23 protein-coding genes and 1 pseudogene are annotated in these 26,324 nt (G+C 38.9%); 20 read left to right on the top strand and 4 right to left on the bottom strand.

The window, feature by feature from the left end; genetic code table 11:
• The first annotated feature begins 129 nt into the window (after window positions 1–129).
• The 20 genes from CJP46_RS02310 (at window position 130) to CJP46_RS02215 (ending at window position 23,096) form a co-directional block, all read left to right on the top strand.
• A complete protein-coding gene (locus CJP46_RS02310) occupies window positions 130–597 on the top strand; it encodes a hypothetical protein (RefSeq protein WP_094593978.1) in 468 nt (155 codons plus the stop codon).
• Window positions 590–1,024: a hypothetical protein gene (locus CJP46_RS02305; protein ID WP_094593977.1), complete on the top strand. Its 435-nt coding sequence runs from the start codon at window positions 590–592 to the stop codon at window positions 1,022–1,024. The genes CJP46_RS02310 and CJP46_RS02305 overlap by 8 nt, the downstream gene beginning before the upstream one ends.
• Window positions 1,021–2,064: a homing endonuclease associated repeat-containing protein gene (locus CJP46_RS02300; RefSeq protein ID WP_306431035.1), complete on the top strand. Its 1,044-nt coding sequence runs from the start codon at window positions 1,021–1,023 to the stop codon at window positions 2,062–2,064. Before CJP46_RS02305 ends, CJP46_RS02300 begins: the two co-directional genes overlap by 4 nt.
• A gap of 2 nt (window positions 2,065–2,066) precedes the next feature.
• Window positions 2,067–3,089: a tyrosine-type recombinase/integrase gene (locus tag CJP46_RS02295; RefSeq protein WP_094593975.1), complete on the top strand. Its 1,023-nt coding sequence runs from the start codon at window positions 2,067–2,069 to the stop codon at window positions 3,087–3,089.
• Between the two features lie 2 nt (window positions 3,090–3,091).
• Window positions 3,092–3,283: a hypothetical protein gene (locus CJP46_RS02290; protein ID WP_094593974.1), complete on the top strand. Its 192-nt coding sequence runs from the start codon at window positions 3,092–3,094 to the stop codon at window positions 3,281–3,283.
• 164 nt (window positions 3,284–3,447) lie between these two features.
• The gene (locus tag CJP46_RS02285) at window positions 3,448–3,726 is read left to right on the top strand and encodes a hypothetical protein (protein WP_094593973.1); all 279 of its coding nucleotides are present in this window, start codon (window positions 3,448–3,450) and stop codon (window positions 3,724–3,726) included.
• Between the two features lie 6 nt (window positions 3,727–3,732).
• On the top strand, window positions 3,733–5,751 hold the full coding sequence (locus CJP46_RS02280; RefSeq protein ID WP_094593972.1) for a glycosyl hydrolase family 28-related protein: 2,019 nt from the start codon (window positions 3,733–3,735) through the stop codon (window positions 5,749–5,751).
• 77 nt (window positions 5,752–5,828) lie between these two features.
• Window positions 5,829–7,283 carry an O-antigen ligase family protein gene (locus tag CJP46_RS02275; RefSeq protein WP_094593971.1) on the top strand — a complete coding sequence of 485 codons (1,455 nt, stop codon included), beginning with the start codon at window positions 5,829–5,831 and terminating at the stop codon, window positions 7,281–7,283.
• Between the two features lie 203 nt (window positions 7,284–7,486).
• Complete coding sequence (locus CJP46_RS02270) at window positions 7,487–7,984, top strand: hypothetical protein (RefSeq protein ID WP_094593970.1); 498 nt, start codon at window positions 7,487–7,489, stop codon at window positions 7,982–7,984.
• 185 nt (window positions 7,985–8,169) lie between these two features.
• Complete coding sequence (locus tag CJP46_RS37355) at window positions 8,170–15,132, top strand: phage tail tape measure protein (RefSeq protein ID WP_094593969.1); 6,963 nt, start codon at window positions 8,170–8,172, stop codon at window positions 15,130–15,132.
• Between the two features lie 48 nt (window positions 15,133–15,180).
• Complete coding sequence (locus tag CJP46_RS02260) at window positions 15,181–16,047, top strand: hypothetical protein (protein WP_094593968.1); 867 nt, start codon at window positions 15,181–15,183, stop codon at window positions 16,045–16,047.
• Entirely contained in the window at window positions 16,047–17,237 is a 1,191-nt protein-coding gene (locus tag CJP46_RS02255) for a hypothetical protein (protein WP_094593967.1), read from the top strand. Before CJP46_RS02260 ends, CJP46_RS02255 begins: the two co-directional genes overlap by 1 nt.
• Entirely contained in the window at window positions 17,238–17,519 is a 282-nt protein-coding gene (locus tag CJP46_RS02250) for a hypothetical protein (RefSeq protein WP_094593966.1), read from the top strand.
• A gap of 12 nt (window positions 17,520–17,531) precedes the next feature.
• Window positions 17,532–18,539 carry a hypothetical protein gene (locus CJP46_RS02245; RefSeq protein WP_094593965.1) on the top strand — a complete coding sequence of 336 codons (1,008 nt, stop codon included), beginning with the start codon at window positions 17,532–17,534 and terminating at the stop codon, window positions 18,537–18,539.
• 44 nt (window positions 18,540–18,583) lie between these two features.
• A complete protein-coding gene (locus CJP46_RS36060; protein WP_143812906.1) occupies window positions 18,584–19,378 on the top strand; it encodes a hypothetical protein in 795 nt (264 codons plus the stop codon).
• On the top strand, window positions 19,378–20,697 hold the full coding sequence (locus tag CJP46_RS02235) for a tail fiber protein (protein WP_094593963.1): 1,320 nt from the start codon (window positions 19,378–19,380) through the stop codon (window positions 20,695–20,697). Before CJP46_RS36060 ends, CJP46_RS02235 begins: the two co-directional genes overlap by 1 nt.
• A gap of 21 nt (window positions 20,698–20,718) precedes the next feature.
• Window positions 20,719–20,958: a hypothetical protein gene (locus tag CJP46_RS02230; protein WP_094593962.1), complete on the top strand. Its 240-nt coding sequence runs from the start codon at window positions 20,719–20,721 to the stop codon at window positions 20,956–20,958.
• A 205-nt stretch (window positions 20,959–21,163) separates the two neighbouring features.
• Window positions 21,164–21,607 (top strand): phage holin family protein, encoded by a 444-nt coding sequence (locus CJP46_RS02225; RefSeq protein WP_094593961.1) that lies wholly within the window; start codon window positions 21,164–21,166, stop codon window positions 21,605–21,607.
• Window positions 21,608–21,748: 141 nt separating this feature from the next.
• Window positions 21,749–22,681, top strand: a complete 933-nt coding sequence (locus CJP46_RS02220; RefSeq protein WP_094593960.1) for a peptidoglycan recognition protein family protein — start codon at window positions 21,749–21,751, stop codon at window positions 22,679–22,681.
• A 28-nt stretch (window positions 22,682–22,709) separates the two neighbouring features.
• Window positions 22,710–23,096 (top strand): hypothetical protein, encoded by a 387-nt coding sequence (locus tag CJP46_RS02215; protein WP_094593959.1) that lies wholly within the window; start codon window positions 22,710–22,712, stop codon window positions 23,094–23,096.
• A 95-nt stretch (window positions 23,097–23,191) separates the two neighbouring features.
• Here CJP46_RS02215 and CJP46_RS02210 read toward each other — a convergent pair.
• From CJP46_RS02210 to CJP46_RS02195, 4 genes and pseudogenes are all read right to left on the bottom strand, one after another.
• A pseudogene (locus CJP46_RS02210) lies at window positions 23,192–23,518 on the bottom strand (GTP-binding protein); the annotation flags it as partial.
• A 25-nt stretch (window positions 23,519–23,543) separates the two neighbouring features.
• A complete protein-coding gene (locus CJP46_RS02205) occupies window positions 23,544–24,587 on the bottom strand; it encodes a metal ABC transporter solute-binding protein, Zn/Mn family (protein ID WP_094593958.1) in 1,044 nt (347 codons plus the stop codon).
• Window positions 24,584–25,486 carry a metal ABC transporter permease gene (locus tag CJP46_RS02200; RefSeq protein ID WP_094593957.1) on the bottom strand — a complete coding sequence of 301 codons (903 nt, stop codon included), beginning with the start codon at window positions 25,484–25,486 and terminating at the stop codon, window positions 24,584–24,586. Before CJP46_RS02200 ends, CJP46_RS02205 begins: the two co-directional genes overlap by 4 nt.
• The gene (locus tag CJP46_RS02195; protein ID WP_094593956.1) at window positions 25,423–26,130 is read right to left on the bottom strand and encodes a metal ABC transporter ATP-binding protein; all 708 of its coding nucleotides are present in this window, start codon (window positions 26,128–26,130) and stop codon (window positions 25,423–25,425) included. Before CJP46_RS02195 ends, CJP46_RS02200 begins: the two co-directional genes overlap by 64 nt.
• Between the last annotated feature and the right edge of the window lie 194 nt (window positions 26,131–26,324).

Genomic DNA, 26,324 nt, shown 5'->3' with positions numbered 1-26,324 from the left:
TCAAAGAAGAGACTATTTTGATATAGTCTCTTCTTTTTACTTTTTATTAAGGCATTTTTAGAGCCTTCTTCTCAAAAGAATGTTTAATAAAGTGTCTTAGGACACATCAATAAAACGGGAGTGAAATAAATGAGTAAACTAACAGCGTCTGCTATTAACAACGCAGCAAAGTCTAAAGATAAAAAAAAGACTGTATATGTATTAGGTGATAAAGAAGTAGTAATCGATATCGCATTTAAGGAATCGAAAATCGATACAGTTATCTTCGACTATCTGTCTATGTTTGAGGAAGTAAGTAGAGGAAATCAAATTGACGACGAGTTTATTCGAGGAACGGGAGCCATTCTTCAAACATTAATTTTAAGAGAGTTCTCCAATGTCCCAATGATTCCTAAAGACCGTAATGTGGCTAAGTTTATTGAAGTTGCAAAGGTACTGTATGATACAGGCATTCTTGAGGAAGTGATTAATTCCTATGAAGAGTCAGAATTGAACAAAGTATATGATAAACTCGCAAAAAATAGTAATCGCCTTGGAAAACTTATTGGCGAATATGCAATCTCCTCTTCTCTTTCAACTGGTGAAGTAAATGCCTAAAGCAAAAGACTTAAAAGAGCTTGAGAACCTGATTAAAGCGAAAATAAGTAAGTCACTTCAAACAAGTGTTGCTCAAGTTGGCAGAGAAACAATGAAAGAGAAAATTGAAGATGTTGTATATGCAGTTTATGAACCTGTTTTATACGAAAGACAAAAAGATGATGGCGGTCTAACTGATGACGAAAACATCCTTACGACAATGGTCAATGATACTACATTATCCATTGAGTCGCATCGCATGGATGGAGATAAGAATGTGAGTGAAGTTATCGTCAGCGGAGATGGTTACGATTTTGAATTCCCCTACTATGGCAGACCTCGTGACTTTGTTGAAGCTACTAAAGAAGAACTTGCAGATACCAGGGGTCACGTAGCTGCGTTGTATGTCGGACTCAAGAAACAAGGACTAGACGTGAAAGTTAAATAAAAGAGTTATTTTATCGGAAAGGAGTATTTGATATCAAAAGTAAATATAGTGGATATAAACAAGAATTTCTTATCGCTGAGCTTCAAAGGTTTGTCAAAGAGCATGGAAGAATGCCGGTACAGAAAGATTTTGAAAAGCTTGAAGGATATCCATCTCGAAAAACTTTTACTAATCATTTCCCCTCTTTCGATGAAGCGCTTAGGCAAGCAGGTTTCGATATTCCACCTAAACTCAACTATACCAAGGAATATCTTTTAACTGAAATAGATCGTTTCATAAATGAGTTCGGCAGACAGCCTTATGCCAAAGATATGGATGACGCAAAAGGTTACCCCTCGTCGTACCATTTTAATAAAGAATTCGGATCGTGGAATAACGCAATCAAAGCTGCTGGACTGAAAGAGAAGGTCTCTCGCTATACAGATATCGAACTAAAAGAGAAGTTTATGGACTTCGTTAATTTGAATGGTCGTCCTCCTAAATTACATGAATTCAATAACAATCCAGATTACCCTTCCTTTTGGTGCTATCAAAACAGGTATGGATCTTGGAATAAAACATTAATTCATTACGGTTTTGATATTAGTGTCGGAAATTCTGGATCACATCATGAATTCGCTAATGGTGAACTGTGTAAAAGTAATTATGAATTTGATGTCTCAAACTGGCTTCGAAAAAATAAAATATCTTATTTAAGAAATGTATCTTATAACGAATGGATTCCTGATTACGAAGGAAAGAAAGATTGCGACTATGTAATTTTGTATAATGGCGATATTATTTGGCTCGAAATTGCTGGTCTATATCCTTATGGGGAAAAGATAAGTCGAATGGAGAAAGATTACAAAGAAAGATTTGATCATAAGGTTTCCGAGCTATTGAGTATTTTTAATTATAAAATATTCTATCCTCAAGATTTCAAAGAAAGAACATTGGACGAGATGTTTGGCTTTTTGCATGAGATTAAACGGCCAGAATGGCTATCTTATGAAGAGATTTATTCTGGCGTGGGATATGATTATGAAATCAGGGTGAGTTAAAATTGGCGGCAAAAATAATTAAAGTGAAGTATTTTACAGCAGAACGCAAAGCTAGGATTTCTCCAGATAATAAGAAGCTATACGAGAAGTATTTACATAGTAGCATCATCAAAAACCGCGATGTTAAAGAGACTACATATAAGGCTTACGAAAACTATTTTACACAGTTCTTGGTCTTCCTCTCGGAAGAATGGGATAATATTGGTCTTTATTCGGATGAATTCTTTGAAAACGCAGTTGAAATTATGGAGTCATTCATTTCATTCTGTCAGGAAACATTAAAGAACAACAAGAAAGTAATTAACACTAAGATATCGGCGGTCAGTTCGTTTTACCTATGGAGCATGAAACGTAAATATGTTGACCGTCACCCTTTCGATAAACAACTTGAACGTATGAAGGGTGCAAATGAAGAAAAGATTATAAACTCATACTTCCTTGATGACGATCAAATTGAGATTATCCGTAAAGGGTTGATTGAAGAGGACAAAAGGTACGATATTCAAGATCGTATTATATGGGAAGTAATGCTCGAATCCGCAAACAGGATTGGTGCTATTTCTAAACTCACCCTCTCCTCTCTTGATTTAGAAAACATGATTTTCACAGACATTCGTGAGAAACGCGGATATAAAGTTGAGGTCATTTTCTCAGAAGAAGCTAAGCAATTGATCTCTGATTGGCTAGAAATAAGAAAAGACATGGACGACCTTTCTGTAGATTCATTATTCATTACTAAATATAGAAACGAATACAAGCCAATGGATAAAGGCACTATCCAAAATCGGATTAAGAAAATTGGTGAAATCATTGGATTGGACGACTTCCATGCTCACTGTATACGGAAAACAACATTAAACTCCATTTACAAAAAGACCGGAGACATGTCCCTCGCTGCAGAACTTGCAAACCACAAATCCATAGAAACTACGCGTCAATCGTACATTAAACCTCAATCCAAAGCAGAAATCAGAGACAAAATTAATCAATTGAAGAAGAAAATAAAAGATGAAAGTGAGCATTAACGATGAAAGCTAAAATTTATGGCTTTGAAGTTGAAGGTACACCTACAGAAATCGCTGAATTCAAGGATAAAATAGATAAGCAGTATAAACAACCTAATCAATATACATACACCTATGGTCCTGTCTTTATTGGCGATCCTCCCCCATTGAATCCTATGGAGTGGAATAAGATTACCTGTGTGTCCATCGTTTAAGATGAAATCCATCTTTTATCAAGTTTTTCACACCAAAAAACCCTTTATTTATAAGGGTTTTATTTTTTTGATTTTAATAGGCGAGAGCGTTCACTTCAAGCAAAGACTCCTCTGGTTCTCTCCTGTTTTTAAATAACAATTTATATTGAGGAGTTGTATTATGAATGATCAGTCTGGGTATTAGAAGCGATAAAGGTACTTCAACTGCAAATCAAGAAGTCCTCCCTGTCATTGATGCAAGGTGGAATTCACCCCGAGGCAAATATTATGAATTCTCTTTTCTTAACTCCCAAGCCTGCACGGTAATTGTTAATGGAAAAGATAAAAATGTGCTCGATGCAGACCAAGGGTTCCAGATTAATGACAATGATGCGTTAATTGAATCTGTTGTCATAGTAGAAGTCGGAATCGATTACAAATGGTCTGGTAAGTATGGAGCGTGATGACGAATGAAAGAAAACAAGTTATTTTCAAACGAACTTAGAGATTCCTTCAAAATATTAACTGTTAAAGATTTTGGGGCAAAGGGTAACGGAGTAACCGATGATTTCAATTCAATAAAAAACGCCATAGCACGATTAAAACAAAATGGCGGAGGAATTCTCTACTTTCCAGAGGGTAAATACCGCATCGGAAGAGGGAGTGACCGAACAAGAGATTATGGTGGAATCACATTACTCGATATATCAAACATCAAGATTCTATTTGATCCTGCGGCAGTTTTATGGATGGATAACCTAAACCCAACTACCAACCTCGGGGACCAATGCAATGGTATTGTAGTTAAAGGAAATTGTAACAATATTACATTCGAGAATGTTGCAGTTGAGTGGGCAGTTCGCCCTGTTAATCGTTCAACTGGTGACGCATTCTACTTTTGGGGTGGTATTGATGCCGAACAATGCCCAAGAAATATTAACTTAGTAAACTGTCGAGTAAAAAACGCTCCGCAAGCTGGAGTCATATTTCAGGGATGTAGAGATATTGTAGTCGAAAACCTCATTTTAGAACATACACATGCAGATGGACTCCACTTTAATGCGTGTCATCGAAATATTTTAGTTGACGGAGTTCGGGGGACTGATGTTGGCGATGATTGTGTTGCTCTTGTAACTTATTACGATCTAACAAATCCCGCAAACCCGTACGTATACAATAATGGACGCCCGCCGTTTAATAGCCCAGATATGACCACACGAAATAACAATCACTCCATCATTCGCAATATTATTGTAGATGGAGACGATCACGCAAACGGTGTCAGAGTGAGCGGCGGATATGATATCACAGTAGAGAATGTAGACGCTAGGAATCGTAAGACTGCCGTAATTGTAGATAGTGCAATTGCAGACGGAACAACGATCAAATGGTCATATCTAGCAAGCAGAAAAATTCGGATACGGAACGTTAGGGGTAAAAATAATAATGTAGGTTTCCAGGTTCAGTATTTCAATTTTATGGATGCAAGCGATTGGCCAACAAAAGACGATTTTACCCTATTTGATGTTACCGCTGAAAATATTGATGTGGATGATAATTCCTTGTATGGGGTCTATCTTGAACGATGCCGAGGGGTTAAGTTTCTCGGTAAGGTTCGATCAAATAATGAAATCCGATTCCGAAATGTCAAAAACATATCCGCTGAGAAAATACATGCAGACGGTTCGTTATTCAACCTGATCGGAAATAGTTTGGGGTACCCATACCCCATATCCAGCAACATCCCAGACCATGACATATACATTGAAGAACTTAAAATTAACGGTGGACAAAATTTCTATGCTGAGCAAATTGGTGGAGTCACAATCGAAAAACTAAGTATCAGAAACTCTGATAAGAGAGCTTTTGTTACGTCTTCAACAATCGACATTACTGTAAATCAACTAAGCATCTACTATCCAAACCGTTCCAACAGTAGTGACTTTAATAAAAATGCTATTAATGTAATCAAAGGCTGGAGAACGAACATTGCAAATCTTTATGTAAAAACTGACAGCAATTCCTTCGGAGTTGATATTGGCGGAGGTGATAGTTCAGAGATTACTAATGGGTTTGTCATTGTTGGTGGAAGTATTTACTCAACTCGGAACGACAGCAGCCCGGGTATCGTCTTTCAAGGGGGCACCTACGGTGTCACAAATGCCTACGCTAACATCTCATACTTAAATGCCAGTGAAGTCTCTCCACGATGGAAGCCTTATAGTAGAGTTCTGTCTGCTCGGGGATCAACCTCGGAACGACCATCAGGCGGAACAACTGCCGTATCTGTCGGTTTCGAATACTTTAACGAAACAGAGGGACGGCCAACCTGGCATAAAGGTAGTGATGTATGGGATGGGGCTAACCCACCTATCACGAGCATTACTAATACACCTTTATACAAAGGACAAATAGCCATCGTAGGTGGAATAATCTATATGGCTGTCGGTACAACCGCTTCGACTGACTGGAAGCAAATATCTAACTAGTATTAATTGACAAAATAAGCCACCAGAGGATATGATCGATACATAGCGTATCGAATAAGGTTATAGGTGGGGGATATATGTTTGCCGTAAAGCGAAGTTTCGGGACGTTTTTAGTATTAGCATTATCATTAGCTGTTGGAGTAGTCTGCTCTAGAGGTTTAACTCCTTCCTTGATATTACTTGGGGCCATTTTTGCAGTATTTCTAGGTATTATGTCTTTTTCAAATAAGTATCTAGTAGCCATTACATCTACATACTTTCTTTTTGTTTTTACCTTTCCAAAAGCTGGGCTTAAACTTGCTGACTCTCCAATAGTTATTAGTTCGTTAATATTAGGTATGGCCCTCTTCTCGTTTGGGTTAATATTTATGCGTCAATCAAGAATGAAAATGAGTTATACCATTACCACTTCTTTGGTACAAAAATACATGTTCTTTTCAGGTATAGCCCTATCGTTGATGATGTTCTATTCATTTACTCAAAACGGTTTGATAGGATCATTGACTCGATTTATTCCTGTTTATTTGCCGATTTTAACTACGATGTTCCTATATTTCGTATATTATGACAAACCAGAAAAACTCTCTAAAACATTTTTCATTACATTTTCACTTACAGCAATCTATGGTGTGGCTCAGTATTTGTTTGGTCATTATGCAATTCTAATTCCAGGACTGACTGTAAATTATTCAGATTATCAAGAGTTCGGTAACCAGCTTTTTGAGATGAAAATGAATGTTACTGCAGTTGGCTTAAAACTAGTAGGAACCTTTCAGAACGGAAATTTATTCGGCTGCGTAATGATTGTTGGAGTTCTCATATTGACTGGATGGTTTCTGTCGAACGCATTCACCAGTCGAAAGCAAAGAATTATTTACGCTTTGATTCTGCTTTCATCCTTATTTTGCGTAATGATGTCACTTTCACGTAGTGCCTTGCTTGGAGTAGCATTGGGATTAATGGCCTTGTCACTTCTGTACTTACCGATGCTAAAGTATTTTATTGGTGTTTTAGCAGCCATCGTGGTTTCGGTTTTCGCCTTTGGTCTACAGGAAAGAATATTTGCTAACGACCCCACAGGCGCAGGCAGAACGTTCCAGTATCAAGATTTCTTTTCACACCTCGCTCATCTATCTCCAATGGACAAAGTACTATTTCTCTCAATGGGTAAGGGGATTGGATATAACCCGAGCCCACAAGCAGTGGGTGTATTTACAAATGTGGAAAGCAGCTTATTGAACTTGATTCTTTATTCAGGATTAATCGGCTTAGCCATTTATTTTTTTCCAGTGGTTTATGGTGTAATGTCCTTGTTGAAAATTAGAAAAGAAAAGACATTGGTAATGAAAAAGAAAAGAGATATTATCCAACTAGTATCTATCATATCTGCACTTATTGGGATGTGGGGGCAGATGGCAATCGACCAATTATTAAATTTACCACCAACGGGTTTTATTTACTGGATCATAGTAACATGGATGTTTATCAAAATACGGGAAATTAATTATCTAAGCAATAAACTTACAACATGATAAAACTATCATTTTATCAAGAATTCTTGTCTATATATAGTATTTATATAATTTTCAAACACTATATATAGACATGAGTTTGCATAAATAATATCAAAAATAAACTGAGACTCATTCACCTTTCATCCGTATTAATTAGATGGCATATTTCCCCACTAATTATGATAAACTGTTCTTATCATACAGATGAAAGGTTGAACTCTGTGAAATCTAAATTATTTTTGTTGTTATTTGTTCTGAGCTTTGCGGTCATATTGTCAGCCTGTGCGAAAGAAAAAGCAAAAGAAGTATCTTTCTCATCTTCTTTAAAATTAAAACCGGAATTCGCAAAAACCATCGATGATGATTCCACCGTCGATATGATTAAAGATCTATATGTAAGTTTATCCGATGCCTTTAACAATCGTGATAAGAAAACCGGAGAAATTAAATTAGAAAATCCAATTCCCCAATATATTGAATTTCTCACAGCAGACATTGAAGACGCGAATAACAAAAACGAGCTAGAAAAGGCAAAACTCATGTTAGATTTAACTGAACCTTATTTAACAATTTTGGATTCAATTAAAATTAGCTCTCCTACTTTAACTAAAAATGAAAATGACGATTACGCCGTTGATTCAAGCACGGGAATATCCGCAGAAGATATTCAGTCAATAAAGAATATATTAGATAAAAACATTAAACAGTATTTTCAATAGCCATATGCTCTACTTTCCACTCAATATTGAGTGGTTTTTTTATGAAAAACACTAAGCAATACTATAGAGGTTAAGAAAGATCTCTACAGTATTGCTTAGTGTTTTTAAAAATCTTCATATTCTCAACTTAAGAAGCGATCTTATATCGCTTCTTTTTTTATTATAAAAAGGAAGTGATATACGTAATGTCCGATTTGTCTATTCTTATCTCAGCAGAGTTAAACACAGGTAAAGCACTGAAGGATATAAATCAAGGTATTAGAGCCCTTGCTAAATCTCCCTCTCTCCAGAAGTTAAGTTTGAAGATTGATGTCGATCAAAGTTTTGTCAAGTCAATCAACAATTTTATTGATGCCACTAAAAAACTGAATGTATCCCTTCAATCGCAGAATAAAGTTGTCCAGGAAACAGTTACTGAATACAAACACCTTGATGGTTCTATAGAAAAGGTAACTCAACAGATTCTTAAGAATGGCGAAGTAATAAGCAAAACTAAAACGATACACGATGCAAACAAGAAAGCTTTACAATCCGAATCATCTGAGTATCAATCTCAAATTAGAACTATTAAACAGCTCGAGAAAGAGCTTGAGGGTTACTCTTTAGCAAAGACAAAAGCCAACAAAAATAAATTTGGCGAAGTAACAAGTTATTCAAATACATATCAAAACCAACTTGGTCAATCAATTAATGTTAGATCTGACCAGTCTGGTAATGTAAAGAACTATGACGAAGTTACCAACTACCTTAAGCAACAACAAGACGCACTAAAACAGGAACAAGAAATAAATAAGCAGCGCGAACAGGTTGCTAAAGAAAATTACAATATTCGCAAAGCAATTGCAGATAAAAACCTTAAGGAAGAAGAACAGCGCAATAAAGAATTTGTTGCTAATCTAAAGGCTCGTTTTGAAGAAGAGCAAAAGATTCTAAAAGATGCTGAACAACTTGAAAAGACGCATTATTTAGCCCTCCAGCAAAATGCTAAGCGTGAACAAGATTACCTAAAATCAGTTGCTGATACTGAAGCGAAAATTGCCGATATTAAGCGCAGATTCGGTTCCGACCCTGGAGTGCGTTCAGGACTCGGAGATATTGAGTCGCAATTAAAAGGTATTAGCAATATCGGTGACTATAAATCAAAATTTACCGATTTAAATACTCAATTAAAACAAGTAACTGCAAACGCAAAGACTGCTACTTCACATACAATCGGATTCGGCGAAGCACTGTCGACTGCAATGCAGAAATTCCCGATCTGGATGGTAGCTGCTACGGCTATATATGCTCCGCTTCACGCACTTCAAAATGGTATTCAGTATGTTTATGATTTAGATACTGCAATGACCGACCTGAAAAAGGTAACTGACGAGACAGATTCAACTTATAAAAGTTTTATCGACTCAGCATCTAACACGGCAAATGAAATCGGTGCATTAACACTTGATGTTATTAAGTCTACGACTATGTGGGCAAGATTGGGCTATACTATTCAACAATCTCAGCAGTTAGCCAAGCAGACAACCGTATACCAAAATGTTGGCGATATTAAAACTGCTGAGGACGCATCTGAGGCACTCATTGCAACCATCAAGGGTTTTGGTGTCGAGGTTGATAATCAAGGAAAGAACATCTCACACGTTGTCGATGTCTACAATGAAGTTGGTAATAAATTCGCAATCAGTTCTGCCGGTATTGGTGAAGCAATGAAGCGTTCGGCCTCCTCTTTATCTGAGGCTGGTAACACTATTGAAGAGTCAGTAGCCATGATTACCGCTGCCAATTCGACAGTACAGGACCCCGCCAAAGTCGGAAATGCCCTCAAAACCGTCTCTATGCGTATTCGTGGTGTCTCAGAAGATGGCGAAGATCTAACTGCATTGTTACCGTCAATGGAAAAGAAATTTAATTCCATTGGTCTTACACTAAAGAAAAATGATAATACGTTTAAGAGTACATATGATATCTTCAGTGACTTGGCTAAAGTATGGGGTACCCTCTCTGATTTCAACCGTGCCGATATCCTGGAATTAGTAGCTGGCAAACTACAAGGTAACGTTGTTGCAAGTATGTTGAACAACTGGCAGGATGCTGAAGGAGCTTTACAGGCCGGATTAAATTCATTTGGATCTGCTGCTAGAGAAAATGAAAAATACATGGAATCCATGCAGGGCCATGTTGCTGTGTTTAAGAACACTGTATCTGAATTTTGGAGTAATAGTATCGATTCGGCTTGGTTAAAATCGCTTATTGATCTAGGAACAAAGCTAGTAGGAGTTTTTGGTGATATTGGAAATGTTCTCATATTAGCTACTGGAATTTTCTTAACATTTAAATCAAAAGCGGTAGCATCCACCATAACCTCACTCTCCTCCGCAGTTGCTGCATTATTTACAACAAGAACCGCCCTTCAAGCAACTACAACCGCAGCTGAAACTACAGCTGTTGCGATGACCGGGTTACAGAGAGCATTGGGTTTATTTGGACTTATTGCTACGGGGATTTCAGTATTATATACTGTTTCATCTAATTGGAACGGTTCATTGGAAAAAACTAAGCAATTGATTGATGATACCGACAATAAGTACTCAAAACTTTCTAGCACGTTAGATGAAGTATCTTCGTATTATAAAGAAAACCACAATGCAATTGAAACGGACGCGAACGTCAAGGATAAGATGTTTGAATTACAGAGCCAATTGATTGATAGTTTTGGTGAAGAGGCCAAAGGAATCGATTTAGTTAATGGTAAATATGAAGAACAAGCAAAGTTAATTGAAGGTCTAAGTGGCAAGAAATTAGATGAACAAATTAAGTCCAATGACATTATCGTCAACGCGCTCAATGATAAAAAGTTTGCATCGCCTGTATTGAGTGGAAAACTAAGTAATCGTTCTGCTGAAGGCGGATATAAAATTATTGACAATCCTGCATTTAAAGCTAAGGATATGAGTCTGGTTGAATATTATAAGACCTTGCTTGATTTGCAGGACAAAATTTACAACCACAATAAGCTTAATGTAGATGATTATAAAGATTTCTTCAGTAGCATGGGCACATTACCCAAAACAAATGAAGAATGGTTAAAGGCTCTGGAACAGGTTGAAAGTAAGATTAGCGAAATCCAGCCTTTAATGGACAAAATTAATGATGGTGAGAGTCTTCGCAATCAAAAAGTAATCAATACTTTCAAGACGCAATCTGCTGCAGTTAAAAATTACACTGACGAGCAAACAAAACTGTTTGATAATTTAACTGGTGTCTTCTCATCCCAACCAACGAAAGACTTCCAAGAAAGTATGGTCGAGATTCAAAATGTCGTTCGTAATTTCGATGGAAGCAATATTCAGGCAGTCGTTGATGAGCTTAAACAGATTCCTTCTATTCAGGGTAATTCAGAGATTATCAATAGCCTGAATAATATTGCCGAGAAAGCAAACTCCGCTAATAACAGCATTTCAAATCTTGTTCAAGGTTCTTCGACTGATTTCGATAAACTTGCCGAGAGCATTACTAGTTCTAAGTCAGAAATTGAACTATTGACCGATGCTCAGGGAGAACTATCTAAGAATAATACGTTATCAACTAGCACAGTTTCAAAACTGAATAAAATGTATGGTGATTTTGTTAAAGTTACTGGGCTAAGTAAAGATAAAGTTCTTGAGTTCCTTAAAGCAAAAAAAGAAGAAAAATTTGAATTCTTTGATAGCGAAATCAAGAAAACGGAGTCCGCAATCAGTAACTCGAAAATTAGAATTGCTGCCCTCGAAGAAGAATATAATGCACTTAAAAAGGTAAGCGAAGAAAGAGTTAATCAGCGTATTGATGAACTTAATGAAATGGTTGCTAGTGGACAAATTTCTGACCGCGAAGCAGAAAGGCAAATCGCTGGCATTAGACGCATTGGAGATACAACAAGTTTGTCTCTTCAAGCTGAGATCGACAATTTAAATGGTCTTGAGACTCAATTAAACATTCTTAAAGGTGCTAGGAGCGATCTTTCCGCTACCTCAGCTCAAGCCGATAAGCAACAAAAGCAATCAAACGATACAATCAGCGAAACTAATGAACTTCTAACCGAAACTCAAAAGAGATTGGCTGCAGTTAAAAAAGAATTGAGCGACCTAGATAATAAACGATCCAGATTAAAACAAGGTTCGAAGGAATATCGAAACTCAATTGAGCAAGAAAATAAACTGTTGCAACAACAAGCAGAGCTTTTAAAAGAAGGAATTGCCGATCCTTCAAAACTCGTATCGCAAAAGGTTACAACTTCAACTAAAGTTCCGTCTGGTACTTCCAATAGCGCTCCCTCTAATTCTTCTGCTCCTTCATCAAGCATCGATAATCTGATAGCTAATGGCAGAGGACTTCAAGGAAAACTTACTTATAAACAAATTACCGGCGAATTCAAGGGAACATATGACCAGTTTGTAAACAGAGCACTTTCTGACTGTTCTCAGTTTGTTCAGGAGATGTTTAAGCAGTTTGCAGATGTAAATCTCCCCCGTACAGCGGCTGCGCAATTTAAAACAGGTACTAAAGTCGATAAGGCGGATTTGCAGCCTGGTGACCTCGTATTCTTTAATACCACTGGAAAGACGGCTTCGCATGTTGGTGTTTATACTGGAAACGGCAAGTTCCTCCAAATGGGCAACCATGGTTTGAGTGAACAAAATCTAAACAGTAAAACATGGACGGAAACTTATAAATACGATGGAGCAAGAAGAGTTGTTAGTGGTGGTGGCTCAAGTAGTGTATCTTCCGCCTCTTCGAGTTCAAGCGGCACGAAGACATCAACCAAGAATCCTTCACAAAGTGAGAAAATTAATGCGAAGGCAGACGCTGAACAACAGTTATCTGATAATGAATTAAAGCAATATCAGAATCGTATTGCCTACATCAATGATTTTGTAAAAGAGTCTCAGGGCAAGCTCGAAAACCTAGATACGCTAATTGCTAACTCTCAAACAAAACAATCTAAATATTCTCAAATATCTCAACAATGGCGCAATGAAGAGCAAACTCAAATCAAAGCACTAGAAGATCAGCAAAAAGAGTTGCATGCAAGCAACGACAACATAAAAAAACTTGTTAATGATAAGAAAATAACTTCTGGAGAATTTGATAAACAAATTGCTGACAATAGTCGCAAATGGATCGAAATTGAACAGCAAAAACAGGAAAAGATATTTGCTATTGGAGAAAGCCAACTTGACGAATATGTAAGTAAAATTAATAGTGTTGGAGACCAACTTGAAATTTCATCAGCTAAACTCTCACTCATGAGTGAATCTTCTTCAGAGTATAGTGATGAACTAATGAAACAAATTCCTCTTATCAGTAAACAGAAAGAATTAGCGAATGAGGAGCTCACATTAGCATTACAACAACTCTCCACACTTCCCAAAGAAAGTGACCAGTATAAAACTAAGAGTGAAAGAATACAACAACTAACTATTGATATGGTCAATTACGACAAGTCCATAAAAGATGTCACAAAGTCACTTTATGAAATGGCAAGTGATAAGCTTACGACCGTATTTGACCGAATGAAGTCTTCTCTCGATCTTGGAGAAATATTCGATGCTGGTGAGTTTGATGACTCCGTTGATTCAATTTTAGTTTCCCTAGATAAAGTTGATGGAGTATTTAGTGGCGGTGTTAACTTTGTAGATACTACCTCTCAAACTCGTTCCAATCTTCAGGACTATGCATCTAAAGTTAGAGATATTGCCAATGAAGTAAAAACTGCACTTAACTATACAATAGATTTAAGCGATGTAAACTTTAGCAATATGTCTGACTTGAGCAATCAGATTAAGTCACAAATTAATCTTGTCGCTGATTTAAAAAACAAGATTAATGATATGAACGATGCAATTCGAGATACTGAACTGCAATATCAAAAAGAAGAAGATGCAATTTCAGATTATATTAACAATACTGGGAAGTATTATGACAGCCAAATTGAAAAGCAACAAGAGATATTGAAAAATCTTGATGAACAGTACAACAAGGAAGACAGAATCAAGAAGCTTCAAGAACTTAACGATGAGATCAATAAAGTTAAAAAAGATAAACGTTTTTCATATATCAACCAAGCTGGCGAAGAGATTTTAACTTATGATAAAGCCCGTGTTGATGAATTAGAGAAACAAAAAGACGATCTTGTTAAACAATATGAGCGAGATGATGTTAAGCAAGCAATTCAGGATGAAATCGACCGTTTGCAGAAAGAGAAAAATGATACAATACAAATTCTTCAAGACAAGTTAGATAGGACAAAAGAAATCCATCAGCAAAATCTTGAGGCAATGAAGTTGTATCAATCCAGTCTCTCATCGCTTTATCAACAATCAGTTACTGATACACAAGCTAAATTAACTCAATTTCAAGAAGCGCTTCAAAAGGGATTAGAGGATGGTTCTATTTCTGCTGACGAAGGATCTAAACTCTTGCAATTGGTGGTTGATGGCTGGCAAGCTTCATCGCTTCAAAAATGGGACATTTATATTAGTGAGGTATCATCTAAGTTATCACAACTGCAAGCATTATATGCTCAGATGGCTTCTTTGGCTGCTTCTATGGGTTCCATTGGTTCGTCTGGTGGTGGAGGATCAAGGTCTGGAGGTAGTTCAAGTTCCAAAAGTTCTTCTGGGTCACTCTCGTCTGCAAAATCTGATGCTATTTCTAAGATCGACACCTCGACATCTGCAGGAAAAGCTGCTGCAGATTACATCAATAACTTAGTAAGTATCGACGGAAATAAAATCTCAGATGAGACGTTAGCAGCAATTGAGTATAATGCATCGTTTAAAACAAGGAAGTACCATACTGGAGGAGAAGTCGGGAAAGAACCTCTGGCTAAGGGTGAAGTTCCTGCCATCCTTAAACTAGGAGAGTTAGTATTAACAGAAGAACATAAAAAGAAACTAAAGGATATTATTACTCAACCTAGAGCAATTATCGAATCACTTACAAGCGGAATTAAAAACACAATGTCGAATATTCGCTTAAATACTCCAACCGTTGCAACGAACTCAGGAACAAGTTATACATTCTCTGGCGATATTACGGTAAAAGCAAATAACCCAATGGAATTTTTCAAAGGTTTAGAAACACATATTGCTTCAAATAGAAAGTAAGGTGGGGCACTCTCCCCTCCTTACTCTTTTTAAATTGGCGGTGATTAAATGGCAATAATGGGATATGACTTTTATGGGACACACTTTTTCAGAAGTCCTGGAAGTGCAGTAAAAGACATCTTTTATGGAGAATTAAAGAATGGTGTATATGATGAATTAGAGATACGTGAAGCCACAGACTCAACTGTGTCCACTACAAAAGAAAAAGAAGATTGGCAAATTGATACTCGTGCGATATTCAAATTCATGGGCGACCTTGAAGGAGGGAATATCAATAATAATGGATTGAAAATTGTATCCTTTATGATTAAGCGTAGAAAAGCAAATGAATTGAATTCATACACGCTTGCTACTGTCCCCTTTCAAAACAACGTAAAGATTGAATATACGGACTATACGCAACCCAATACAGACTTAATTTATAGCATTGTTCCACTTGCTGAAAATATGTTAGACGGAAAAGCAGTTGAAGTTCAGGCGAAATCAGATTTTGTTGGTTGGTGGGTTGTAGATAAAGACACAAACAATGTGCTCGGATTTGATCAAGCTATTGATAAAATTGGTGAAGTTGAAACTCAATTGAATCAAGGTAGAACTGTCATCGAGACATTGAGTAAGTATCCTTCTGTATTCTATTCAGAAAAAAATTACGAATCTTTCTCACTCTCTACCGTTTTAATTCCAGAAGATTTCAGTCGATCAGGGCTTGATTATGAAGAGGTTTTAAACAATTTTATTTATAATCATAAACCCTTCTTAGTTAAATCTGATGATGGAAGAGTTTTTGTATGCGACATTAGTAACCCTAGAGCCACTTCTCCTCAAAATACATGGGGTGATTATGATTATAAAACAATAATTTTTGATTTCATGGAGATTGGCAACTACGAAGATTATGTGAAAGGGGTTATTTAATGATCCCTTGCTCACAAGATTTTCTCACAGCAATGAAGTCTCCTATTAAACAAGCGTTTTTAAAGTTCGAGTTCTATGACTCAAAGATGAATTACATAAATGAATTTACAAAGCAGATTACAAATGATGATATTGGTTCAATTTCTGTGGATTCTTCTCGCCCAATTCGTAGGAATTTTTCCTTTACTCTATTAAATAAGAACAATGAGTTCACTTGGGGCGAAGATAAGCTTCTTTGGATTGATAAACGTGTTAAGACCTATACAGGTCTGAAATTAAGAAACGGAAATATTGAATATATACCACAAGGTGTATTTATACTGTCTGAACCACAAGATAGCCACACACAAGACGGTAAGAAGACAGTTGTCTCGGGTCAAGATAAGATGTTTCTTTACACAGATAAGCGAGGAAAATTTAAGTTTGAAACCACCGTTGAAGTTGGAGTAAATATTGGTACAGCAATTAAAACTCTTGCAGCCAAGACGGGTGAGACTCAATTTAACTTTGATACGGTAACGGAAACCGTTCCCTATACATTAACTTATCAACCGAATGACAACCTGTATCAAGCAATATCAGACTTAGCATTATTGGCAAAATGCCAAGTATATTACGATGTCTTTGGATTTTTAAGATTAAAGAAAATTGATCTTAATGATTTTGACTCCCAGCCAGTAACGTGGTCATATAAGTATAATGATCCAAACGAACGTTTCTACGCTGGAAATGTTAGAAAAATGGATGAGTCCCAATTAGCCAATCATATCTATGTTTGTGGAGGCTCTTCTCAAACCGCCACTTGTAGTTATGAATTAGTTGTCACTGAGACGAAAACCATCTGGAAAGATAGTCCTTATAGCATAGAAAGACTGGGCGACATCCTTTACCTTCATAATGATGGTAATCCTGATGGTCTTCTAACAACCAAAGATGAGTGTTTCTGGAGGGCTAAGTTTGAATTGCGAGCGAGATTAGGTTACGCAGAGAAACTATCCCTATCCATTAGTCCTAACTATCTCCATGACGTTTATGATGTCATTGAAATCGATGATCCAGAGAACAATGTTTCAGGAAAGTATTTATTAGAAAGTTTTTCGCTTCCTCTTAAACCTGATTTGATGAGTTGCGAATGCATTAAATATAGAAAAGTTATTGATAACTGGGACTTCATTCCAATGGAGGCTTAAATGAACGAATCAAATGGAAAAGAATATGTATATAAATTAATATCTGAAATAGTCAGAACTGAAATAAGAAACTTAGGCTTATTAAGCGGAGAATGGCACTTGGGGACTGTTGATTCAATAGTTAGTACTAAAAAGATCAATGTGTTTATCGATGGCTCGACATCATCACAAACAATACCCTGCAATCCTGATGTCGCCTTTAAACCTGGCGATCATATTTATGTAATTTTCGTTAACGGTGATTCGAAGGATAAGTTTGCTTTATGTAAACGTGGAATTTAAGGATGTGAATAAATGGCATTACAAAAACCATTTAATATTAATATCAGAGGTCAGACACTTGACAGTGCTGATCCTATTTTAGTTTCATGGCAAGTTTCGGGCGATCTAAGCGTAGCCTACCAAGTAAAGATCTACAAAAATGCAGATAATGCACTCGTGTACGATAGTAACAAGATAACTTCTTATGCTCAAAACCACGTTGTACCTAAGAACTCAATTTCCAATGGTCTTGAGTTCAAAATACAGATTATTATATGGAATCAATCTAACTCTTCAATTACATCGGATTTTGATATATTTCAGACTTCAAGTAAACCAGTGGTAACAATGAATAGTATTGATACTGTAGGTTCGCCCTCCTACTCTTTTACGGCAACATATACTCAGCTAGAAAGTATTGCAATTAGATCATGGGTAATGTATCTATATGACATTAACAAGAATAAGATTTATCAGTCACCAATTAGTACTAATCCAGATATTAGTTTATTAATTGAGAATTTACAGAGTGGAAACACATATTACATAGAAACACAGGCAACCAGCGCAAAAGGATTAACAAATACTACTGGGCTAATACAATTTAAAGTACAGTATCAGCAGCCAGACATCAAGGTTAATTTAACTGCTGAAAATGTTGATAATTCGGGAATGAAGATTTCCTGGAATACTGTACAAATTATAGGCTCTACTACAAAGAGTCCAATATATCTTAGTGGCGAATTCATTGATCTAACTGATGATACTTTTAGTTTTTCTGAGGGATTTAGTTTAAGCGGTGATTTCACAATTAAAATTTGGATGACTAATATAAAACCGGACACAGATCTTTTCGTTATAAAAGGTATCAATGGGACGATATCGTTGCAGTATTGGAGTCAAGATAATAAATTTCACGTTTTTAAAGATGCATTTGGATACCGTTCACACAACACTAGTCTAATAGTTACTGGGACTAGTTTTTTTGTATGCATTCAACAAATTTTTAGTGACATGAATATTTTCGCAGAGGTGGTTTAATTGGGATAATTAGAGATATTAAAAATCAGAGATTTGGTAGATTAGTGGCGATAGAACTATCTGAAGTTAAAAAGAAAAAAGGCGCTCATTGGAAGTGCATTTGTGATTGTGGGAAAATAAAAGAAATTGCATCAACAAGTCTAATTAGTGGTCTAACAAATTCCTGTGGTTGCTTAAAGCGAGAAATAACATCGGAAAGAAGATCTTTAGATTTAAATGGTAAAATATTTGGGCGATTATCAGTAATTGAAAAAACTAAAAATAGAAGTTCAAATGGTGTTCTTTGGAAATGTTTATGTTCCTGTGGAAACATAATTGAAGTGGCTGCTTACGATATATCATCTGGACATACGACATCATGTGGATGCAAAAGAAAGGAAACTTTATCTTTAATGTCTGGTACTAATCATCCGAATTGGACAGGAACTACAAACTTAAATCATTATTTACGCGCATCAATATTAGATGATTGGAAAAATAAAAGTCTATTTTCATTTAAATATAAATGTATAATAAGCAATACCTCAAAAGATCTGATTGTTCATCATCTTTACCCTTTTGCTTCTATCATAAACGAAACAGTTAGTCGTCTTAAACTAAATATATGTAATGACATTAGTCTTTACAGTGAGTATGAATTAGAAAATCTAAAAAAGGTATGTGCTGAAATAAATTTTAATTATGGTTTAGGCGTTCCATTAAACAAAGAAATACACAATAAATTTCACTCAATATATGGAAAGAAAAACTTTACTCCCGAAAACTTTCAGGAGTTTTTTTATTTGGAGACAAATAAGGAAATAGATCTAGTTAATATGAATATTAAGGAGGTTGTTTAATGGCAAGTTTTTCAAGCTTCCCAGGACAAATTGATTCCTTTCAGTTCAAAACCGAAATATTAGCATCAGACGTCCCAGCAATACAGCGATTTCAAGAGTTGAAGCTTAAATCGAATAGAACGCCTTCTGAAGAAACCGAATTAGGAAATTTAACTACTCAATTACGCTCGAAGCTGATGGCTGCAGATGAATGGAATAAATTTCAAGATGCACTAGTTAATATGGAAGTGTTCATCAGAGACAATGTAGAGGGATATATAACAGACAAGCAAAAAGAGATAGATAATAGCAAAGATTCAGCGTTAATAGCAATCGAACAAAAGAAGCAAAATATTATTGATTATATGGATGGGACTACCGCAGGACAAATTCGTAACGATATCGGCGTAATGGGTGATTTGGCAACAATTAATAAGACATCTCTCGTAAATGCGGTCAACGAAGTCAATAGTAAAGTAAATAATATATCAATCCCGGACGCCAGTACGACACAAAAAGGCGTAGTCCAACTTAACAATACTACAACCAGCACATCAATTACTCAAGCTCCGACGGCCAATGCCCTTAAGTCAGTCAATGACAAAGTAGACACACATGTGGCGGATAATTCAAAACATGTTCCACATCTAGGAACGACTACAAATGTCGGGGATGTTTACAGCATTTCAACAAATGAAGCAATAAATTCTAACCAAAAATTCACTATTAAATTTAATGCTGCAAGTTCGACGACACCAACTCTTAAAATTAATGGTGGTACGGCATATGGAATAAAAAAGCCTAATGGTAATTATGCTAAACTCTATGCCAGCGTCTACTCAATTTTCTGGGACGGAACGGCTTTTATCTTACAGGGTGAAGGGGGTGAGTATGGAACAGCAGTAGCCGGTGATGTAAGGGCAGGAAAGACGATTGGCACAGACACGGGGTTAATAATTGGGACGTTACCAGAACGATCTACAACTAACATAGTCCCATCTGGTAGCGTACAAAACTTTCCATCTGGTATCTACAATGCCTTTGCAGTCGCAGCTGGCAAACAATTCGCTTCAGGCACTACTTCAAGTATTCCGGCTTTAGGGACAAGGTCTATTCCCCTGTTATTTACACCAAAACAGGGAATGGTAACTTTTGATATGAGTGGATTAGGAAGCAACAACGGTTATAAAATGACTTTCCCAAATGGCACTACCTTTCCTTCAGGGGCGATTACTGATTATGGATATGTAGGCGTAGGTTTCAATAACTCAAGTCTCTTTTTGTCAAACAACAGAAATGATAAAGTGGCTGATAATGTTTCGTATTTTGCTTATGAGTAACCAAAGAGAGGTGTTTTTATAATGTCAGAAGCTGAACAGTGGTTAAGAGGAAATTATTTAGTTGGTGAGATGCCAATTATAGGAGAATCTATAGCCTGGAATGACGGAATTAATTACTACGGTATTTATACTCCAGTCACAGCTTTTTTGCAGTTATTCGGAGACGTGATTCAAATTGCATTAATAAACAGGGTGGATGTAAAACAGGCAATTAGGGATAGCGACCCCGATAATGAAAAAGGGTACAATGATATATTGTAATCCGCGTAGCGCCGCAAGGCGTAGTTTTTATGCATGTTGCCTGGGGGAAAAATAAAATGGACATTTCATTAAGAATAACGAGTTAAAAACTCCTTTATTTATAAGGGTTTTAAACTCACAAAATTATAGAAAAATAGGTTTTTACTTTAAAGGGCTCTTCATTTGTGGAGAGTCCTTTTTTAATTTGATTTTGGAGGAAGCTTCGGTGTATGACAAAATTTTAAATGGATTGATTGCATCATTTGGTGTAGTTGTTACATACGCTTTTGGTGGTTGGAATGAAGCCCTTTCCCTATTGGCAATCTTAGTTGTACTTGACTGGTTCACAGGAGTTGGAGCCTCCCTCCGTGAAGGGTTTAAGAGTCCATCTGATAAGTCTAAGGGATTAAATTCCAACAAGGGATTTATGGGCATATTTAAAAAAGTTCTCATGTTTACTGTAATTGCAGTATTGTATAGAATCGATTCACTTCTTGGTCTTAGTGGAACATTGAGTTTAGCTGTGGGCGCGACATATTTCTATATTTCAAATGAGCTTATCAGTTTAGCAGAAAACTATGGCAGGCTAGGTCTTCCCATGCCAGAACAATTCAAAAGAGCAATCAGTGTATTAAAAACAAAAAGTGAAGAAAAATCAGATCAAAAATAAAGGGATGATATTTTCAAAAAGGCCCCTAGCAGAAGCATTTAAGAAAGTATCATCCCACTTATGAGTATAACACAAGTGAATTGTGGTGGGTAGGGTTATCTTATTAACTCTCCCCTACTCTCTAAGAAAGGAGTAAATAACATGCAACAAAAAGGTAACTTCCTCCTACTGGAACGCGATGAGTTTAGGGATTGGCTGAAAAAACAAAATGTTACCCGTAAAATCACTCATCTACAAGTACATCATACATACCTCCCAAACTACACAACAAGGAAGAATCAAGATCCGTTCAAATGTTTAGAGGGGATGAGAAACAGTCATCTATCCCAAGGGTGGAATGACATCGGACAAAATTTCACTATACTGGATACAGGACAAATTGCGTACAGTTTAGGACGCGGCTTGAATGTAACCCCAGCTGGTATTGCTGGAGCAAATACAAACATGCTGTGTACTGAGATCGTGGGAAACTTTGATGTTGGCGGAGATAAGATGTCAGATGAACAGAAGAATACTGTAATACACTTTTATGCTTGTTTAGCGGAGAAGTTTAATATTCCAATCAATACTGACCATATCGTTTATCACGCCTGGTATACAGCTAAAAATGGTACAAGATTACCAGATTTTATTCCCGGTATGTCAAGCAAGACGTGCCCTGGCACAGCCTTCTTCGAAGATGGTAATACTATTGCTGCAGCTAATAAGAATTTCATCCCCCAAATTAAAGCTGAACTTGCTCGGCTTAAAAAGCCATCTACTAATGTAAAGGATGATGAACCAATGACTAAAGAAGAAAGATTAGCATTTGATAACTTGTGTGCTCAAGTTGAGAGTCTGACTAAAAGCAAAGACGTCCTGAAGCAAACAATTATGGAGCAAGGGAGTCTAATCCTTAAGCTTCAATCTAAACTAAGTATGGATGTTCCTGCTTATGCACAAGGAGTAGTCGATAAGTTATCTTGCATGAAAGATAAAAACGGTAACAAAGTGATTGATACTACCAATGGAAAGAGCGAAGCATTCTACCAGGCAGTAACTGTTCTTGATCGTACCGGTTTGTTTGATAAGTAAAATACATATTCAATAAAGGATGGTACTAATGAACGACCTATATATTATTGTCGCCGTGCTAGTTGTGGTTGTAGCAGGCTTTTTTGTTGTTCCCCTTGCCAAGAAAAAAGGCTGGCTAACAAAGGAACGAATTGCTGGAGTTGAAAAAGCCTTAGAGATTGCAGAACTTGTAGTACAAGTCACAAACATCGATAAGTTAGATAAGAACAAAACTACATTTGCACTGCACGTTGCAAGTCAAGTTGTAGATTATGTAGATAAACTAGACAATACCCAATCAAAAGATGATAAAATGACTCTTTCATCAAAAGTTATCGATAGCATTCTGGAGAAATACGGTGTAAAACCGAGCATTCAAGAGCAACAATTGATCAATATTATAATTAGTGAAGCACTAAATGTTTCCGATAAATAACAAGTAGCCCCTCTTAAGGATAACTCCTTTTGAGGGGCTTTTTTTATCACATTTCAGCAAGGATTAAGCGTATATTTTTTATTCTATAATGATTATATCGGCTCGGAGATGCCTGTCGATTCGATCAGAATGTAGTCAAATCTCCGTTCCTCCGCCAGCTTGCGGACTTCCTGCAGCAGGTCGTCCCGCAGGGTGCAGCAGATGCAGCCGTTGGACATTTCGACCAGCTTCTCGTCCGTGCGGGACAAGGAAGTCTCCGATTGGACGAGCCTTGCATCCACGTTAATTTCACTCATGTCGTTCACGATGACGGCGACTTTGACGCCTTCGCGGTTGTTCAGCACATGGTTTAAAACCGTCGTTTTGCCAGATCCCAGATAACCGCTCAAAACGGTGACCGGAATGACGGATGGTTGGTTCATAAGGGCAGTTCCTCCTGAGATGAAATTATTCATTCAGCGCCTTGACCAGCGCCGTTAAGTTTGCCTGCATAATTTGAAGATAATCGAGATTTTTGGCCTCATCTTCAGGAGTAAGCCCTTCGATCGGATTCAGCACGGCCGACTCCGCTCCCACCTCTTTTGCGATCGTATCCGCCACGCTGGAGGAAACCAGCGTCTCAAAGAAAATCGTCTTCACCTGATGAGCCTGGGCAAACTTTACGACCTCTGCCATCGCCTGCGCGGACGGTTCTTGCTCCGGGGAGAGACCGGCAATCGGTACCTGCGTCAGACCATACGTATGAGCCAGATAGCCGAAAGCCGCGTGCTGCGTAATAAAATCCTTACGCTTCGTATCCGACAACTCTTTCGTGTACTGCTCGTCCAGCTGCTGCAGCTTGGCTATGTACGCAGCGGCATTCTCTTCAAACTGTGCCTTGTGCTCCGGCGCCTTTGCGGACAGCGCGGCTTCGATCGTGCGGACTTCTCCGATAGCAAGCTTCGGCGACAGCCAGACATGGGGATCGAAAGCACCGTGATCATGTTCATGATCGTGGTCGTGCTCCTCCTCATGTCCGGTGACCGCTTCAGTCGCATGCGCGTCTCCTTCTGCAGCGTCATGGTCATGATCATGGTCTTCTTCTTCCGTTCCCGGTATCAGCTCCAGCCCTTTGCTCGCTTCAACCGCCGTCATCCCCTTGCTGTCCGAGCCGGAAACCACCTGATCCACCCAGCTTTCCAAGCCGGCTCCATTATAGACCAGCATGTCCGCCTGCTCGATCGCCGCCATATCCTTCGGCGTCGGTTCCCAGTCGTGAGGCTCGGTGCCTGCAGGAACGAGCAGATGCACGTCCGCCAAATCGCCGGCGACCTGGCGGGTAAATTCATACATCGGATAGAAGCTCGTTTCGATTTTGAGTTTGTCCTTGCCGGCCTCGGTGGCCGCAGCCGGCTCCGCGCTATCATTCTTCGCTGCCGATCCGCATCCGGCCAGGACCAGGATCATGGAACTTACGATAAGTGCAGATAGAAATGGTGTTTTTTTATTCATGATACGTTTGTCTCCTCTTCTTGATATGATGTGCTCATCACCTGCTTGGATGCTGACGGGACGGCCGTTGCCGCTTCTCCCAAATGGCGTTTTCTGCGGCGCTGGCCGACCTTCTGGACGGCAATGCCCGCAAGAAGGATCAGGAGCAGCGTCAGCGCGATCGTACCTCCGGGCGGAGTATCCGTGTAATAGGAAGCCGTCAGGCCGCCGAACACGCCGGTCAGGCCGGCACAGACCGCCAGGATGCAGGCCTGCAGAAAGCCGCCGGCAAAGCGCAGCGCAAATGCGGAAGGCAATACGATCAGCGCCGACACCAGCAGGACGCCGACGATGGGCATCGCCGCAGCCACGATCAGTCCCGACATGACCGCGAATGCGAACGTCAGCAGCTTGACCTGTACGCCGCCCACGGCAGCCGTCTCCTCATCGAATGTCAGCGTATAGAGGTGGCGCCGGAGGACAGCGAAGAAGATCAGCCCTCCCGCCGTCACCGCGGCGATGATTACAAGCTGCAGCGGATTAACGGCCACGATCGAGCCGAACAGGTAACTGCTGAAGCTTTTGCTCAAGTTGCTCTTCATGCTCATCAGCACCATCGCCAGCGCCAGTCCGGACGTCATGATGATCGCGACCGGAACCTCGCTGTATGCACGGTAGGACCTCCTGAGCTGTTCAATCGCAATCCCGCCAATCACCGCGAACAGAAATCCTGCCAATACAGGGCTCATATGCAGGACACTGCCAAGGGCAACTCCAGCCATGGATACATGCGACAGGGTGTCGGCCATCAGCGACTGCCGCCGCAGGACGAGAAACACGCCCAGAATCGGGGCGATCAATGCAATAAGACCTCCTGCCCAAAAGGCGCGCTGCATGAATTCGAAGTGAAGCATTGGCAGTCCTCCTCCTTTCCTTCCAGCCGGATGACCCGGTCCAAATAGGGACGGGCTTCATCCAGACCGTGCGTCACCATGAGCACGGTCCGTCTGGCATCCGCCGATACATAATCCCTCATCCATTGGTAAAATTGCATCCTGCTTCCCGCGTCCATTCCGGTCACCGGCTCGTCCAGAACGACCAGCTCGGGTTGCTGGGCCATCACGCGGGCGATGCACGCCTTCTGCTTCTGACCGCCGGACAACCCGCCGATCTTCCGGTTGCGGAATTCCCACATTCCCGCCCGCCGGAGGCTCCGTTCTACGAGCACATGCTGCTCCTTCCCAAAGCGGCGGAACAATCCGAGCTTCGGATAGCAACCGGAACGGACCAGCTCGATCACTTTGCTCGGAAATCCGCTGTTGAACGAGGCCGCCTGCTGCGGCAAATACCCGATGGCCTTCCGGTTAAAATCCGGGGCGTAACTGACCTCCCCGCTCCACGGCTTATACAAGCCGAGCAGCAGCTTCAGCAGTGTCGACTTGGCTGCGCCATTCGGCCCGCTGACCGCGATAAACTCGCCGGATTCAATGCGAAGCGAGACGTTATGTATGACGGGCACCCCATCATAGCCGTATACGACATTGTTCATTGCTGCGATATTCATCCTGGTTTCTCCTTCCGCATCATCGCGGGATCCATTCGAATCCCCGTTGTGTATATTCGTAATGATTACGATTAATTTTAGACAAAAATTTTTTCGCCTTCCTGTAGATCATGGAATTCACTGGTTTACAGTGGGGCTGAACATTTCTGTGATCGCAAGCAAACTGTCCCCGAACTTGATCTTTCTCCGTGAAA

Source organism: Paenibacillus sp. XY044, assembly GCF_002257645.1.
Classification (GTDB): Bacteria; Bacillota; Bacilli; order Paenibacillales; family Paenibacillaceae; genus Paenibacillus_AQ.
The sequence above is the reverse complement of the archived record's forward strand: the minus strand, read 5'-3'. Positions and strand labels throughout refer to the sequence as shown.